The sequence below is a fragment of the Dehalococcoidia bacterium genome, assembly GCA_035310145.1.
Taxonomy (GTDB): domain Bacteria; phylum Chloroflexota; class Dehalococcoidia; order CAUJGQ01; family CAUJGQ01; genus CALFMN01.
Genome location: DATGEL010000124.1, coordinates 1 through 16014 on the forward strand (window position 1 = coordinate 1; position 16014 = coordinate 16014).

15 protein-coding genes are annotated in these 16014 nt (G+C 69.9%); 7 read left to right on the forward strand and 8 right to left on the reverse strand.

Going from position 1 to position 16014, the window contains the following annotated elements; all coding sequences use genetic code 11:
• Positions 1-252: 252 nt before the first annotated feature.
• Entirely contained in the window at positions 253-906 is a 654-nt protein-coding gene (locus tag VKV26_23040; protein HLZ72791.1) for a pyridoxamine 5'-phosphate oxidase family protein, read from the forward strand.
• A gap of 157 nt (positions 907-1063) precedes the next feature.
• Positions 1064-1363, forward strand: a complete 300-nt coding sequence (locus VKV26_23045; GenBank protein HLZ72792.1) for a hypothetical protein — start codon at positions 1064-1066, stop codon at positions 1361-1363.
• A gap of 73 nt (positions 1364-1436) precedes the next feature.
• On the opposite strand, the gene VKV26_23050 is transcribed toward VKV26_23045, so the two are convergent.
• From VKV26_23050 to VKV26_23075, 6 genes are all read right to left on the reverse strand, one after another.
• Complete coding sequence (locus VKV26_23050; protein HLZ72793.1) at positions 1437-2009, reverse strand: hypothetical protein; 573 nt, start codon at positions 2007-2009, stop codon at positions 1437-1439.
• 149 nt (positions 2010-2158) lie between these two features.
• A complete protein-coding gene (locus VKV26_23055) occupies positions 2159-2770 on the reverse strand; it encodes a hypothetical protein (protein HLZ72794.1) in 612 nt (203 codons plus the stop codon).
• 207 nt (positions 2771-2977) lie between these two features.
• Positions 2978-3988 carry an ABC transporter ATP-binding protein gene (locus VKV26_23060; protein HLZ72795.1) on the reverse strand — a complete coding sequence of 337 codons (1011 nt, stop codon included), beginning with the start codon at positions 3986-3988 and terminating at the stop codon, positions 2978-2980.
• Positions 3985-4953, reverse strand: coding sequence for an ABC transporter ATP-binding protein (locus VKV26_23065; GenBank protein HLZ72796.1), 969 nt, complete (start codon positions 4951-4953; stop codon positions 3985-3987). Before VKV26_23065 ends, VKV26_23060 begins: the two co-directional genes overlap by 4 nt.
• An 88-nt stretch (positions 4954-5041) precedes the next feature.
• Complete coding sequence (locus tag VKV26_23070; GenBank protein HLZ72797.1) at positions 5042-5590, reverse strand: Uma2 family endonuclease; 549 nt, start codon at positions 5588-5590, stop codon at positions 5042-5044.
• A 68-nt stretch (positions 5591-5658) separates the two neighbouring features.
• Positions 5659-9036 carry an ABC transporter permease gene (locus VKV26_23075; protein HLZ72798.1) on the reverse strand — a complete coding sequence of 1126 codons (3378 nt, stop codon included), beginning with the start codon at positions 9034-9036 and terminating at the stop codon, positions 5659-5661.
• 147 nt (positions 9037-9183) lie between these two features.
• On the opposite strand from VKV26_23075, the gene VKV26_23080 reads away from it, so the two are divergent.
• The 3 genes from VKV26_23080 to VKV26_23090 all read left to right on the forward strand — a co-directional run bounded on the left by VKV26_23080 (position 9184) and on the right by VKV26_23090 (position 12082).
• Positions 9184-9957, forward strand: a complete 774-nt coding sequence (locus tag VKV26_23080; protein HLZ72799.1) for a hypothetical protein — start codon at positions 9184-9186, stop codon at positions 9955-9957.
• 123 nt (positions 9958-10080) lie between these two features.
• Positions 10081-10752 carry a response regulator transcription factor gene (locus VKV26_23085; GenBank protein ID HLZ72800.1) on the forward strand — a complete coding sequence of 224 codons (672 nt, stop codon included), beginning with the start codon at positions 10081-10083 and terminating at the stop codon, positions 10750-10752.
• A 10-nt stretch (positions 10753-10762) separates the two neighbouring features.
• Positions 10763-12082: an ATP-binding protein gene (locus VKV26_23090; protein HLZ72801.1), complete on the forward strand. Its 1320-nt coding sequence runs from the start codon at positions 10763-10765 to the stop codon at positions 12080-12082.
• Positions 12083-12216: 134 nt separating this feature from the next.
• Here VKV26_23090 and VKV26_23095 read toward each other — a convergent pair whose 3' ends face one another.
• Both VKV26_23095 and VKV26_23100 read right to left on the reverse strand, forming a co-directional pair.
• Positions 12217-13425: a thiolase gene (locus VKV26_23095; GenBank protein HLZ72802.1), complete on the reverse strand. Its 1209-nt coding sequence runs from the start codon at positions 13423-13425 to the stop codon at positions 12217-12219.
• Positions 13426-13516: 91 nt separating this feature from the next.
• Positions 13517-13927, reverse strand: a complete 411-nt coding sequence (locus tag VKV26_23100) for a Zn-ribbon domain-containing OB-fold protein (protein ID HLZ72803.1) — start codon at positions 13925-13927, stop codon at positions 13517-13519.
• 225 nt (positions 13928-14152) lie between these two features.
• On the opposite strand from VKV26_23100, the gene VKV26_23105 reads away from it, so the two are divergent.
• Complete coding sequence (locus VKV26_23105) at positions 14153-15340, forward strand: CoA transferase (GenBank protein HLZ72804.1); 1188 nt, start codon at positions 14153-14155, stop codon at positions 15338-15340.
• 72 nt (positions 15341-15412) lie between these two features.
• On the forward strand, positions 15413-15805 hold the full coding sequence (locus tag VKV26_23110) for a VOC family protein (protein HLZ72805.1): 393 nt from the start codon (positions 15413-15415) through the stop codon (positions 15803-15805).
• Positions 15806-16014: the final 209 nt, after the last annotated feature.

The window sequence follows — 16014 nt, forward strand, 5'->3', positions numbered from 1 at the left end:
CGCTGGCCAAACGCCAGCGCACGGAGGAGCGTGTGGCCTGAGACCGCCGCGGGCGCAGCGTCCGCTACCCAGCCGGATACCCACAGGGGGTGGGCCAATTTCGAGGATCGAAGTGGTCCAGATCGCGTGATCGATCACACCCGGCGCTGCGGTCGCTGGCAGGGCCGTTTTTCCGTGGGTTCGCCGCCGTGCCATGCTCGCAGCCGTTACACTATGTGCGCCGGCGTGCGCAGCGCCGCGAGAGGTGAGCAGATGACGGCGGAGACCGCGACCGCGTTTTCGAGCATCACGGAAATCGTCGCCACGCCCGAGCAGTTGCACGCGATCGTGGGCGAGCCTTCGGAGCTGGCGAAGGCGAAGGACATCGGCCGGCTGGACGAACACTGCCGCGCCTTCATCGCCCACTCGCCCTTCGCGCTGCTCGGCACGGCGAGCGCCGCCGGCTTCTGCGACGTCTCGCCGCGCGGCGATGTGCCCGGCTTTGCGCGTGTGCTGGACGAGCACACGCTGGCGCTGCCTGAGCGGCCCGGCAACCGCCGCACCGACTCGCTCGGCAACATTATCGAGAATCCGCAGGTCGGCCTGCTCTTTTTTGTGCCGGGCGTCGAGGAGACGCTGCGCGTGAACGGCCGCGCCTGCATCACCACGCAAGCGAACCTGCGAGCCACGATGGCGGTGGGCGGCAAGGCGCCGCGGCTGGCGATCGTGGTCGAGGTGCGCGAGGCGTTCCTGCACTGCGCCAAGGCGTTCCGCCGCTCGCGGCTTTGGGATGCCAGCCGGCACCTTCCGCGCGAGACGCTGCCCTCGCTGGGCCGCATACTGCGCGATCAGCTCGGCGTCGAGGACTGCTCCGTCGAGGAACTGGACGCGCGCCTCGAGACGGGCTACCGCACCACGCTCTATTGAGACGCCGCGCCGGTCCGCGGGCCGGCGATCGCCTCGCCGCGGCGCCAAGCACCGGCGCAGCCCGATTCACCGCGGCTACGTCCCCGGCGGCATCCACGAGGCGTGCCGCATGGGTACACTGGACGGGAATGCCCACGCGGCACGACGGAGGTAGCACGTGACCGTGCTGAACGTGCTGGGGCTGGTGGTCGCCGTGCTGGTCACGCTGATCGCCGGCGGCAGCGCCTGGCTCGCATTGCGCGACTCTCGCCGCGATCTGACGGAGGCCCAAAGGCGGGAGCGCGAACGGAGGCAAGAACCGATCTTCAAGCGAGAGGCCGTGCGCAGCCGCATTGACGAAACGATCCGCCGCGCCGCGCCGGCACGCACACGGCTCAAGCCGTACTCGCCGGAAGTAATCGCCGTGATCCTGCTGGCGCTGGCGGCCGGCCTCTGGCTGGCAAGACTGGCCGGCTGAAACGACGCGCGGTGCAGCGCGGCAGGCCCGGATCGCGCGATCCGGGCCTGCCGCGTCAGAGGCCGCCTCCCGCTCAGTTGCTGAAGATATCGCCGCTATTGCCGCCCAGGTCGGGCGAGGCGTTCGTCCAGTCGCCGTTTTGCGCGGTCTGGTACTGGAAGAAGAACGCGCTGACGCTGAAGCTTGCGCCTGGACCGTACACGGTATGGACAAAGTCGGTGGTGTTGTCGCAACTGGTCTGCGTGCAGACGGCAGCGGGATTGAACGTGCCGCCGCTGACGGTGACGTTGCGATAGGAGCCGGAGAACTCTCCCCTGACGCCGGCGGCGACGGTGTGGCCGTTGCCTGTCGGTCCCGGCAAGGTTTCGCACGCTCCGGGGCTGGCGCCGGCCGAGGTCACAAAGCTGCCGCCGATGAACGCCTCATCGAAGCTGTAGCTGCCGTCGCTGTTCGGCACGGTGTTCGCGGTGAAGAGGCGCTTGAAGGCATCGGTGGCCCAGTTGTTGCCGCAGGTGCCGGAGTCGGGGTCGTTGACCGTGGTGATTGGGCCGTACTGGCGCGTGGGCGGCGCGGCGGCGGTGACGGCGGGCAGCGCCAGCAGCGCCCCAGCGGCGATGCCGGCAACCAGTAAGTGACGAATCTGCATGGCGATGTTCCCCTTCTCCCCGATTCCTGCCCGCGCATTTGCTGCGCGGGTGATTTATTGTCCGTCGGCGGAACCGGATCGGCGCCGCACGGGCCTGGCCGATCAGCCGCGGCAGCCGGGCGGAGCGGCGGGCGATGCACGCTCGTGCGCTACTGCGCGAGGCCGGGCTGGCCCGCGATCGTGCCGTTCACGTCGATGTTGTCGATGTAGACGAAGCCCGAGCCAACATCCGTGCCCTCGTCGAAGACGATCTCGATCGACTGCACGGTTTCTGTCGCTGTGACGGGCGGGAAGGCGTCGCCGAGCGCGAAGCGCACCCGCGTCCAGCCGCGCGCGATCGGCGTGTGCGTGCCGTAGAAGCAGCCGAAGAAGTGATCGACCCCGTCCATCGTGATGACGTCGAAGCGCGGCGCTCCGGCGCCGCAGTGCCCGTCGTCGCGCACGTCGAAGCCCAGCTCCGTGAGTGAGATGCCGGAGACACCGGAGACCGACGCCAGCGCGGCCGAGCAGTCGGACGTCGCCCCGAACTTTTGCAGATACAGCGCGTGGTTGGAGCCGCCCGCGTCAGGCAGACCCTGCCCCGCCACCCAGGCGGACGCCACGGCATCGGTTGCCGGGGGACTGGCGGGACCGCAGTCGCCTGCCGTGCCGACGAAGGTGCCGGGCTTGACGGTGATGCTCGGCCCGGCGGCGCTGGCTACCGCCAGCGAGCCGAGCGTGAGTGCAAACGTCACCGCCGCGAGCCGCGCGACGCTCCACATAACTGTGGCCTCCTCTTTCGGCGGCTGCGAATGCCATCGGTTCGGTACCCGAAGCGCAACCAACATGGCGGCCGACCGTCGTCACCAAAATATAACGCAATGCGTCAGATTTTGTTACGGCGAAGTCGGGCTGTCGGCAGACCGGGAACGTGGCGCCGCGCCGAGCTTGGCCCCAGGGCGGATTCCGCGCGGGCGGCGGGCCGACTTTCAGGCCGACCCGCGTCGCTCCGGAGGCGCCCAGCGGCTGATCTCGGCGTCGGGCTCGTCGGCCGAACCGGGCGGCAGAGCAGGCGGCTCCGCCGCGGGACGTTCCGCCTCCAGCTCCGCGACGCCGCGGCGGGCGGGCGCCGCCCAGCGCGCCAACGGCTCGGCCGATATATGGTCTTCAGTCGAGGACGCCGGCACTGCTCCGATTGCGGGCTCCTGCCCATCCGCGGCCTCGTTCCGCTGGCCGAGCGGCGAAGAGAGCGGATGCGGGCCGGCGAGCGCTGGGCCGCGGCCTTCGCGGGAGGTGGCGTAGCGCAGCAGCGAGCGCTGCTCGTGCGGCAGCAGGCGCCCATCGGCCAGCTCCTCGACGCGCCCGGCCAGTTCCATGACCGCGCGGTCGTGGGTGCTGGTGATGATCGTGATCCCTTCGCCGCGGGCGATCTCGCCCAGGGCGCGGAAGATCGTAAGGCCGGTGACCGAGTCCAGCTCGCCAGTCGGCTCGTCGGCCAGGATCAGCGCCGGGCGGTTGGCGATGGCGCGGGCGATGGCGACGCGCTGCTGCTCGCCGCCGGAAAGCTCATAGGGCCGGTGATGCAGCCGTCGACCAAGCCCCATCATCTCCAGCACTTCATGGGCGCGGCGGCCGCGCTCTCGCCGGCCGGCGCCGGCGATGCGCAGCGCCAGCTCGACGTTCTCCAGTGCGGAGAGCAGGGGCAGCAGGCCGAACGACTGGAAGACGAAGCCGATGCGCTTGCGGCGCAGGGCGGTGAGCCGTTTCTCAGGGAGAGCGCTGATCTCCTCGCCGTCGAGGCGGATGGCGCCGGCGCTGGGCCGCTCCAGCCCTGCGATCAGGTTGAGCAGCGTGGTCTTGCCCGAGCCAGAGCGGCCGATCACGGCGACGAATTCGCCGGGCTCGATCGTGAGCGAGACGTCGTGCACCGCCCAGATATCGACGCCGCCGGTCTGATAGCGCCGGCTGACCGCGTCCAGCTCGACGCGCATGCCGTTCATGCGCGCCGCTCCTCCGGTGGGAAGCCGGGTACGTCGTGAGCCATGCCGCGTTCCTCGAGCTTCGGCTCCGGCCGCACCTCCACGCGGTCGCCGGCAAAGTCCAGCCGCGCCCGGTCGTGGATCGCCAGTTGCTCGAGCATAGCGCGGGGAATCTGCAGGCGGCCAGTGTTGTCGACCACGGCGAAGTCGTCGTGACGCGACTCGATGCGGCCAGCGTGCAGCTCGATGCGGCGGAAGCTTTCGACGGCGGTGCGCCCGTCCCGAATGGTGACCACGCGGTTGACGCGTTCCGCAATGGCGTCGTCGTGGGTGACGATCACGATCGTCACCTTCATGCGCTCGTTCAGGTCGGCCAGCACGCGGAAGACATCGTCGGCGCCGATCGAGTCCAGCTCGCCGGTCGGCTCATCGGCGAGCAGCAGCGGCGGCTCGTTGGCGAGGGCAACGGCGATGGCGACGCGCTGCTGCTCGCCGCCGGAGAGCTGCTCCGGCCGGTGATGCATGCGCGGCGCCAGTCCCACGGCGTCGAGCAGCTCCGTTGCCCGCGCCCGCGCCTTCGCCCGGCCCACACCGGAGAGGGTCAGCGGCACGGCGACGTTTTCGCGGGCGTTCAGATACGGAATCAGGTTGCGGCCCGTCTGCTGCCAGACGAAGCCCACCTGGCTGCGGCGGTAGTCGATCAACTCTGCGTCGGACATCGCCAGCAGGTCGCGGCCGCCGATGTAGCAGCGGCCGGCGCTGGGCACGTCCAGCCCGGCGAGGATATTGAGCAGCGTGCTTTTGCCCGAGCCCGAGGCGCCGACGATCGCCATCAATTCGCCCGGCTCGACGCGCAGGTCAAGGCCGCGCAGCGCCACGACCTCGAGGTCGGCGATCTTGTAAATCTTGAAAAGGTCTTCGCAGAAAATGTAGTAGTTCTGCCACGGCGCCGCGCCGATCGCGCCATCCACCAGACCCGACGTCATCCGCCCCTCCGCCGCGCGCTGCGCTGTGCCCACTATACGCCGTTCGCGAGCGCCGTCGAACCCTGTTCGGCGCGCGTGTACCTCGGGTTCAGGCGAGCAGTTTCGCCAACTCGATCCGCACGCCGGGCAACGCCGCCGGCTCGATGGATGCCTCACCGCCGAACAGCGTCTCGGTGTAGCCTCCATCTGCCTGCCGGCGCCAGGCCCTCAGCCAGCGCTCGTGGGGATGGATCAGCCAGATCTCGGCATCGCCGCGGCGCTGGTACTCTGGCAGCTTCTCGCTTACGTCGTAGTCGCCCGTGGAGGGCGACCAGACCTCGATGACCAGCGGAACCGGCGCCTCGTAGACTTCGAGCTCGCGCGGCATGGCGAGCGCCGCGGCGAGCAGGCCGGCGGGAATCACCACCAGGTCGGGAACGTAGAACGAACCGCCGCCGGTTCGTAGGCGAGCGGTTTCGGCGATGTCGAAGTGGTCTTCCGGCAGTTGACGCTCGAGTTGCCGCCGCGCCAGGCGCGCGGTGCGGTTATGCGCCGTCGTCATCGGCGGCTTCTGCCGCAGGCGGCCGCAGACCAGTTCCCATGTCGCATCGCCGTCCTCCAGCGCCACGCGCTCGTAGGTTTCCGCGCTGATGCCCATCGCCTGCCTTCCCGCTGGCCTGCATGCGACGCCGGCGGCCGTCCAGGTTCAAGTATACGAGGCGGGGATCAGCCTTCTCCCAGGCGCAGGGCGCGGGAGACAGCGAGGCGGGCGTAGAGGGTGGCCAGCGCGGCGGTGGCGCCGGCAAAGACGATGGCCAGCCCCACATAGGTCGAGGCCACCGCCTGCCAGCTCACACTGCTCACGAACGGCGGCACGACCTTGGAGCCGGTTTCGGTGATGCCCATGTAGCCGATCATCAGCCGGCTGAGCGGGAAACCGAGGATCGTGCCCGCCAGCACGCCGGCCACGGTGACAAACAGCTGCTCGAAGCTGACGACGAAGACGATCTGCCGGCGCGAGAGGCCCATGGTGCGCAGCACGGCGAACTCCAGCGCCTGCGCCCGCGCCGAGAGCAACGAGTAGACGACGAAGCCCAGCGCCGCCAGCAGGAGCACCGCCGCGAACGAGAGGAAGAGAATGCCCTCCCAGCTTGCCGCCACCAGCGGGTCGCGCTGCTGGCTGGCGCGCAGCTCGGCCACGCTGCTGATCTCGTCGGCACTCAGCCCGGCGCGGCGCAGCGCGGTGAGCGAGTCAATGCTGGGGTCCGGGCCCCTGGCCCAGACGCCGTTCGCGTAGGTGCCGTCTCCGGCCTCCGGCACGCGCATCGTCGCGTACTGCAGGCGCGCCATGTCGACGACGAGCAGGTTCTGGCCGCTGCCGGGCGTGTAGGTGGGGAAGTACGAAAAGCTGCCGGCGATGCGCACGTCGACGTACGCGCGGTCGATGTACATGAGGATCGTCTGGCCGCTGTGCAGCCCGGCCGCCTTCATGAACTCCTGGCTGGCGTAGCCCGCCACCGGCTGACCGTCGCCCTTCATGCGCGCGCCGTGTACGGGAATGGCCTCGTGCGTCCAGGTGAGCAGGCCGGAGAACTGGCCGCCGTGCGCGGCCTTGTCCGAGCGGCCGAAGCTGTCGCCCGTCGGTCGTGTCGACTCGTCGCCGACAAGCTCGAAGCCGCTGGTGTCCTCAAAGTCCGTGACGACCGTCCCGTTGGCGAAGCCGCCGGCGGCCTGCAGCGCCGTGTCGGTGGAGACCTGCAGATCGTCGAAGTAGTCCTGCACCGTCTCGGCCGTCTGGATCGGCCGCGAGCGCGTGTACAGGGCGATGAAGCGCAGCGGCTGCGCGGGCGGAGGTCCGGGCCGGAAGGTGAAGCCGGCGCCCGGTTGGTCGAGCCGCGCGGAAAGAAACGTCCACTGGCCGGGCGGGGGCTGCGTGGCCCGTCCGTTGCTGAGCTGATAGTCGACGATGCGGCCGCTGGCATCCACCAGGCGCACGGCGATCTGATAGGGCTGCGTCGCCGCCGAGCCCTGCACCCAGACGCCGATCGCACGGGCGCCGTCGGGCAGCAGCAGGCCGGGAAGCGCCACGGGCCGGCTCTTCGCCAGGGCCGAGGTCATGCCCTTCAGCGAATGGCCGCTGAAGTCGTCGCGCCAGTAGGCGACGGAATCAAAGGACGCCGGGTCGATGCCGAGCAGCTGGGCATCGACCTGCTGGAACTGCTTCGGGCTGTAGCTGCCGTTCTCGCGCACGGTGGAGGAGACGGCGGCCGCGCCGAGCGCCTGCTGCGCCTTGGCCGCCAGGTCGCCGCCGGAGAGCGGCAGCGGCTCGCGCACGCCCTCCGCGCGCAGGTCGGCGCCGGCCTGATAGGCGGCGCGGTCGCGGTAGCTGCGGTCCAGGGTGGCGCGGAATCCGGCGGCGAACATGCCCAGGCTGGTGGCGAGGATCAGGAGCAGGATCAGCCGGCTGTAGTGCACGGGGCTGCGCACCATGTGCCAGAGGCCGAGCAGCACGCTGGGACCGCTGACTTCGCCGAAGAGCCGCGCCACGAGGCGCAGCGCCAGCGGGAACAGGCGCAGGAAGAGCAGGGCGATCGTCAGCATGAACAGCGTGGGCGTCACCAGCAGCAACGGATCGGTCTTCAAGTTGCCGAAGAGCTGCTGCGTGACCAGCGAGCCGCGCTGCCGCAGCTCGTAGAAGAGCACCGCGGCGACGACGATCAGGAAAACGTCCAGGTAGTAGCGGAAGAAGGCCGGCGTGCGCGGCGGGCGCGAGAGCGCCTGCTTGAAGCCGACGATGCTGTAACGGCTGGCGCGGTACGCCGGCCAGAGCAGCGCGGCCAGCGACAGCCCGGCGCCCAGCGCCGCCAGCAGCCAGGCCTGGGTCGAGATGTGTGTGCGCAGCAGGGCGCCTCCGGAGAGGTCGTGGAAGGGCGGCGTGGGGCCGAGCAGGCGGATCGTCGCGGCTGCCAGCACTGGCCCGAGCACGCCGCCCAGCAGCGCGATGATGCCGCCCTCGATCGCGTAGACGCCGACAATCTGCCGGGTGCTGGCGCCCCTGCTCTTGAGCAGCGCGACTTCGCCGGCCTGGCGGTCCACCAGCATCGTGGAAACCATGACAATGTAGTAGAGCACGATGCCGACGACCTGCAGCATCAGCGCGAACAGCGGCAGGCGGCTGAAGAAGAGCTTGCTCTGATACGTCGAGATCGTCTCCGGCACGACCGTGTTGATCGTGGTGCGCGGGATCTGTGCGCGAAGCTGCGCCTCCATGCCGTCGAAGCCGTTAAGGGCGCGGGTGGCGTTGTCCGCGTTGATTCCGCTCGCCTTCACGGGGAAGAGCGTCGTGAAATCGCCTTCGATGTCGGGCAAGTAGGCGGCGACCGTGCCTTCGAGCGTGTCGCGGTCCACGAAGAAGGGATAAGTGTCCCACGACTGGCTCAGCAGCTCGAAGCGGTCGCTCTTGCCCATCCAGTACTCTTCGTTCGCATCCTTCGGCTCGATGATGCCGGCGACGACGACGCTGATCGGCGCCATCTCCAGGTGCCAGTAGGGATGCAGATCGAAGCGGTCGCCGACCTTCACCTTGAGCCGATCGGCGGTGACCTTGCCGATCACGGCCTGCACGGTGGGCGGCTGTTTGGGATCGGCGGCGGGATCGGTGTGCAGCGTGAGGGCGCCGTCGGTCACGCGCACGTGGTCGGCCAGGCCGTCCTGGTATTGCAGGAAGCTGCGCGGCCGGTTGTCGGCGACGGGCGCAGGCTGGCCGGGGGGCGAAAGGTAAAATGTAGCGCTGCGGCCGTATTCGACCGGACCGCTGAGCCAGTGCCCGGCGTAGGCGTGCGCGATGCCCTGCGTGTTCTGCCGGCGTGAGGCATCCTCCGCGGCGGCCATGCGGGCGCTGGTGCTGGTGACGATCGTGTCAAGGCTGAGCTGCGGCTGTCCGCGCAGGGCGTGGCTGAGGCCGAGGTCGCGGATGGCGTCGGCATAGATGGCCGTGCTGGAGGTGAGCGCGGCCGCGAAGACGACGCCGGCCGTGACGACCGCGAGCAGCCGCCAGTTGCCGAGCGCGCGGCGCACAACCAACGCCAGAACGGCGAGCAGCATGGGCGCGCAGATCCTCTTTCCGGCGCGCCGAAGGTAGCATCTTCCGCGGCCGCGAAGCAACGGCCGTGCCGGCCGTGACCCTCGCCCGCGGCGCTGCTATCGTGACGTTGAGGCGCCATGAAGGGCGTGACGGGGCGGAGGTGTGGGGTGGCTGCGGGAGCAAGCGGCGTCCCGCTGGGTGGCGCGCCGTGGAGAATGCGCGCGATCCTCGCTGCGGCGGTCCTTGCGCTGCTCGTCATGGTCGCGCTCCTGGCGCTGCTGGCGCTGCGGGGCGGCGGCTCGAACGCGGCCGCGAAGCTGCCGCCGTTACCGGCGCTGCAGTATCGAGCCGACCTGCTGAAGGGCGACGTGCAGGAGGTGGCGGGCAACACCGTGACCCTGGCGCCCGCTCCCGGCGCCAAGCCACGGCAGCTCACGCTCGGCCCCCAGACACGCATCGAGGCGCTGCTGCCAGCCGCGCCTGGCGCAATCGCCGTCGGCGACGGGCTGACGATCGGCGGCGTACCCAACCTGGTAAACTCCTTCGCGATCAAGCTGGTGGTGCTGATTCCCGCCGCCCAGCTTGGTCAGCCAGGGGCGCTGCCGCCCAAGAGCGCCGGCGGCTTCACCGGCTGGGAGGCGTATCCCTCGGCGCAACAGGCGCCGGAGGCCTACGGCCTGGTGACGGCTGTTAGCGCCAAGAGCGTGCAGCTTGCCGGGCGAACGGGCAGCGTCAGCGTGGCGCTCGATGAGCAGAGCCCGTTGCGGCGCCTCACCTCGGTGGCGCCCCAGCAGATCCACGGCGGCGATCACCTGGCGGTCGCGCTCGACAACAGCGGCAACCCCGCCGCGGTGCTGGTCCTGCCCGGCGATGCGACGGTGGCAACGCCCGTGCCGCAGCGCCGGCCCACGGCTTCGCCCACGCCGGCGGCGGCGCAATAGCGCGAGACGCAGCCGCTTCACCGGCGCCTGGATGGTTGGGCCGGCGACGGCTACGAGGATCCTCATCTTGCTCACATCCGCCTCACATTTGCCGGCCGTAGACTGTGCTCACAGAGGTGAGCGATGCGGGTGCTGGTGGTGGAAGACGATCGGCGGCTGGTGCGGGCGCTGCGCCGCGTGCTGGAAGAGGAGCGCTACGTCGTCGACGAGGCGTTCGACGGCGTGGACGGCGAAGAGCTGGCGCGCGCGGGCGAATACGATGCGATCGTGCTCGACTGGATGCTGCCCGGCCGCGACGGTGTCAGCATCTGCCGCAATTTGCGGCGGGCACGGGTGGCCACGCCGATCCTGATGCTCACCGCGCGCGACACGGTCGAGCGCCGCGTCGAAGGGCTCGATGCCGGCGCGGACGACTACCTGGTGAAGCCGTTCGCCTCGATCGAGCTGCTGGCGCGCCTGCGCTCGATCAGCCGCCGACGCACCGACGAGCTGCCGGAGGCGCGGCTGAGCGCGGCCGACCTGGAGATGGACCTACTGCGCCACCAGGTCACACGCGGCGGCAAGCCGATCGAGCTGACCGCACGCGAGTTCGCCCTGCTCGAATACTTCCTCCGCCATCCCGGCCAGGCGCTGACGCGCACGCAGATCCTCGCCGCGGTCTGGCGATACGATACCGAGGTCATCTCCAACGTGGTCGATATCTACGTGCACTACCTGCGCGACAAGATCGACCAGGGCTTCGCAAAGAAGTTGCTGCACACGATCCGCGGCGTTGGCTACGCCCTGCGGGAATGAGTCCCCTTCGATGTTTACGCGGGCGCGCTGGCACCTGACGCTGCTCTACGCGGCGCTGCTTGGCGTTACGGTCGTGCTGGTCGCCGGCGCGATCGGCGTGCTGGCCGTGCGAGAAGCGCACGCCACCGACGACCGCGAGCTGCAGCTGCGGGCCGGCGCCGTCGGCGCCGGCGTGCCGGATGGCCCGCCGCCGTCGCCCAGCGGCCCCGGCCCCGGCTACCGGCCGCGGCCAGACGAGCACGGCTCACACCTGGAAGAGCAGGGCGTGCTCGAGTACGTGATGCCGGTGGTCGACGGCCAGATCACGCCGCCCCGAGACCAGACCCTGCCCGGCCTGCCCGACAACGCCGGCGCCGTCCGAGCGCTGCAGAGCGGCAGTGGCCAGTACACGACGATCCGCGTGCAGGGCGGCGCCGTGCGCGTCTACAGTCTGCCCGTGGTGCGCGGCGGGCAAACGGTCGGCATCGTGCAGGTGGCGCGATCCCAGTACTTCGTCAATGCGGCGGTGACGCGGCTGGCGCTGATCTCCCTGCTGGCCGGGCTGATCGGTGTGGCGCTGGCGGCCGGCGCGGGCTACTGGCTCGCCGGCCGCACCCTGCGCCCAATCGCGGTTGCCCTGGACCGCCAGCGTGAGTTCGCCGGCGACGCCTCGCACGAATTGCGCACGCCGCTGACGGTGATGCTGACCAACGCCGAACTGCTGACGCGGCATCCCGAGCGGCCGCTCGCCGACTACCAGGACGTGGTGGCGGACATTATCGCCGAGATCGAGCGCTTGACCCGGCTCGTCTCCGATCTGCTGACGCTGGCGCGCGCCGACCAGGGGAAGGCGGCGCTGGCTTTCGGCACGGTCAATCTCTCCGAGATAGGCGCGGCCGTGGTGCGCCAGCTTCAGCCGGCGGCGGCCGAGAAGGGCGTTGCGCTGGAGATCGAGGCGGATCCCGAGACCGCGGTTTGGGGCGACAAGGACCGCCTGCATCAACTCGTACTGATCCTGGTCGACAACGCGGTGCGCTACACGGCCGCCGGCGCGATCCGCGTACGTGCGCAGCGGCAGGGCCACGACGGCGTGCTCCGCGTGAGCGACACGGGGCCGGGAATCGCGGCCAGTCACCTGCCGCACCTATTTGAGCGCTTCTACCGCACGGACGACGCGCGATCGTCCGAGGAAGGCGGCACGGGACTCGGACTGGCGCTGGCGCAGTGGATCGCGGAGAGCCACCACGGCCGCATCGAGGTCGCCAGCAGCGTCGGGCAGGGCAGCACCTTCACCGTGCACCTGCCGGCGGCGCGGGCGCACGGCCGCCCGCGTTCGATCGCTGCCATGTGACGCTCCGCGCGCCGGCGCAGTCCCGGCTTCGCTTCCTTCTCTCGCCCGCCTGCCCGCATCACGGAAACCGGTGAAGCGCCGCGCGCAGGCAACACGTGCATTCGGCCCCGTGGCTGGGGAAGGCCCGACGACGCTCAGTCCGCTACCAGCACCAGCGTGCCGGTGGTGGAGAGGCTGCCGCCGGTGCCATTGACCACGCAGGAGCGGGCCTTCGTCTGCTTGCCTTTCAGGCCGTTGACGCCGTCTTCCGCGGTGCCGGAGAGCTGGCGGTAGGCCTCGACGAGCAGCTGCATGCCGTACATGCCGGAGTGGTTGAAGGAGAGGCCGCCGCCGTTGGTGTTGATTGGCAGGCGGCCGCCCGGCGCGGCGTCGCCGTTCTGCCAGAGGCGAAAGCCCTCGCCGCGTGGCGCCAGGCCGAGCATCTCAGCGGTGATGCCGGCCGTGACGGTGAACGAGTCGTAGATCATCGCCATTTCCATGTCTTCCGGGCCCATGCCGGCCATCTTGTAGGCCGTGGCGGAGGAGGCGGCGGCCGAGGTCGCGGTGAAGTCCTCCATCTCCAGCATATTGGAGTGGCTCATGCTCTCGCCCGCGCCGGCGATCCAGACCGGCTTAGTCTTCACACTGGCCGCGATCTCCGGGCTCGCAATCAGCACCGCGCCGCCGTAGTCCGTCACCAGGCAGCAATGCAGCAGCGTCAGCGGCCAGGCGATCAGCCGCGCCTTCTGCACGTCCTCCACGGAGATCGGCCCGCCGCCCGGATTGCTCTCCGCCGAGAACATGATCGCGCGCGGATTGAGCATCGCCCACTGCCGGGTGACGACGGAGATGTGGGCGAAGTCGGCCGGCGTGGTGCCGTAGCGGTGGTTGTGGCGGGTCATGGCGTGCGCGTAGTTCGAGGGCGCGCCGGAGAAGCCGTACGCGGTGGTGAACTGCGTGCCCGGCGCCCAGGGATCGCCCGCGCCGCGGAAGCCACCCGTGCCGCGTCCCTTGTTGGCGCGGGCGGACCAGCCCGCCTCGCCGTGGCTGATCAGCGCCACGTCGATAATGCCGGCGTGAATCGCCGCCAGCGCGTGGTGGACGTGCATCTCGAACGAGCAGCCGCCGACCGCGGTCGTGTCGATGTACTTCGGGTGCAGGCCCAGGTGCTCGGCCAGCTCCGAGGACCAGCCGGCGGAGAAGATGCCGTCGATGCGCGAGATGGGGATGCCGGTCTGGTCGCTGACGTTCTTGATCGCCTCGATGTGCAGTTGCAGCGACGTGCGCGGCGGCTCCGGGTAGCCGATCTCGTTCGCCTCGGTTGCGCCCACGATCGCCGCGGCGCGGGAAAGCTCACCTGGCATTGCGCGTCCTCTTCTCTCAGCAGTTAACTGATGTCTGCGCCGAGTCGGCCGGCAGCAGCCTGGCCTCTCGCCGCGGCCGCGGGCCGGAACGTCAGACGACTCGCCAGAAGGGGATGTGCACATCCTCGCTGGCCGGCTCGAACTCCACGCGCACTTTGGCGCCGATCTTGATCGACTCGGGCCTGGTCGCGTCCACGCCGCGCAGCACGGTGGCCATGCGGTCGCCTTCGTTCAGGTCGATGTAGGCCGTGACAAAGGGCGTCTCGGCCGCCCAGCCGCCGAAGGCGCGATGCTGCACGGCGAAGGTGTGAATGCGTCCCTCGCCGCTGCCCTCGATCCACTCGATCTCGCGCGCGTGGCAGTAGGGACAGATCAGCCGCGGATACCAGTGCACGCGATTGCAACTCGTGCAGCGCGGCAGCATCAGTTTTCCCGCCTTGGCGCCCTCCCAAAACGGCTTTGTGTGCGGGCTGGGGTCGGGAATCGGCTTGTCGTACGCCATTCGTCCTCTCCGCCGGCACGGCCTGGCGGCGCGGTCGGTCCCGGCCTCGGAAACCGCCGCACCTGCCGTGCCCTCGACGCTCGTCGCCTGCAATGGGCGGCGTGCACGATGCTAGGGCTTTGCCTGGGGAGGGTCAACGTCTGGCAGCGGCTCGCACCCGTCCCTCAGGCCGCGCACCACGACCGTATGATGAGGCCACACGATGCAGGCGTGCGGGGGAAGAGCATGGGAGCGCTGGACGGCGTGCGGGTTCTGGATGTGTCGATGGTTGTGCAGGGGCCGCAGGCGGGCCAACTGCTGGCCGATCTGGGCGCCGACGTGATCAAGGTCGAGCTGCCCGGCAGCGGCGACTTTGCCCGCGGCCTGGTGATAAGTGCGGACGACCCGCGCAGCGCCATGTTCTACGCGCTCAACCGCGGCAAGCGCAGCATCTCGCTCGACCTGCGCACGGAGGCCGGCAAGACCGTGCTGCGCCGCCTCGCGCAGGGAGCGGATGTCCTGCTGAGCAACTTCAAGCCGGGCACGCTGGACGGCTGGGGCCTGGGCTACTACGACCTTGCCGCGCTCAACCCGCGGCTGATCTACGCTACCGGCAGCGCCTTCGGCCCTGTCGGCCCCGATGCCGAGCGCGAGGGCGCCGATATCAACGGGCAGGCGGCCGGCGGCCTGCTGAGCACCACGGGCGAGGACGGCAGCTTCCCCTCGCCGGTGGGCGCGTTCATCGCCGACCATGCCGCCTCGCAAAACCTCGCCGCCGGCGTGCTGGCCGCGCTGTACGCGCGCGAGCGCACGGGACGCGGCCAGCGCGTCGATGTCTCCTTGCTCGGCGGGCAGATCTGGTCGCAGGCGACGGAGATCACCCAGTATCTGCTCTCCGGGCAGGTGCCGGGCCGCGCCAACCGCGGTCACCCGGCCGTGGGCGGCGTCTGGCGCGTGTTCGCCACCGCCGATGGCCACCTCGCCATCGCCGGGGCGCGGGCGCCGCTGTGGGCCGGCTTCTGCCGGGCAATCGAGCGCCCCGACCTGATCGACGACCCGCGCTTCAGCCAGGGCAGCGCCCGCGAGGCGAGGTGGCCGGAACTCTACTCACTCCTGGAAGCGATCTTCCGCACGCACAGCACCGACGAGTGGTGCACGCGGCTGCGCGCCGAGGGCCAGCGGTACGCGCCGCTGCACGACTACGCCGAGGTGGCCGCAGATCCGCAGGTCTGGGCGAACGGCTATCTGATCGACGTTGAACATCCGCAGTGGGGCCGGATCGCGGCGATCGGCAGCCCGATCCGCTTCAGCGAGACGCCATCGAATCCCGGCAGCATTGCGCCGGAGGTCGGCCAGCACACCGAAGAGGTGCTGCTGGAGGCCGGCTTCTCCTGGCAGGAGATCGCGGAGCTGCGCGAGCAGGGCGCATGGTAACTGTCGCTGTGATCGCGGTAGCATGCGCTTCGCTACCGCCGCGGAAGGCTGGCGGTGAGCAAGGAGAAGACGATGGAGATCGCGAAGCCCGGCATTGACCTCGGGGTGCTGGTGCGGGACGTGGATGCCTGCGTGCGCTTCTACTGCGACGATCTTGGCTTACCGAAGGCGGGCGAGATGGCGTTTCCCGGCAACCGCACGATGCATCGCATCCAGATCGGCGACACGGTGCTGAAGCTGATGCAATACCACGACGGCCCGCCGCCTGCTGGCCCGCGCGAGCGCGAGGCGCAAGCGGGCATCCGCTACTTCACGATCAGCGTGAAGGACCTGCCCGGCGTAGTGAAGGGGCTGGAGGCGAAGGGCCACAGCTTTACGATCCCGCTGCGCGAGGCGCGCCCTGGCGTCTGGATCGCCATGCTGCAAGACCCCGACGGCAACACCGTCGAGCTGCTCGGCGCCTAATACGGCAGCGATTCGCGGCCTATCTGCTCGCGGGTGATAACGATCTTCGAAACCTGCGCCGTGCCGCGACTAGGGTCTGTCTGATGAATGGACCCGTTGCCCGGTATCCTGTGCAGGAGGGTGTGCACACCACAGGAGCTGGGCATGGTCGGGCGGGGAGAACTGACGGACGCAGCGTGGGCGGTGCTTGCGCCGCTCCTGCCAGGCAA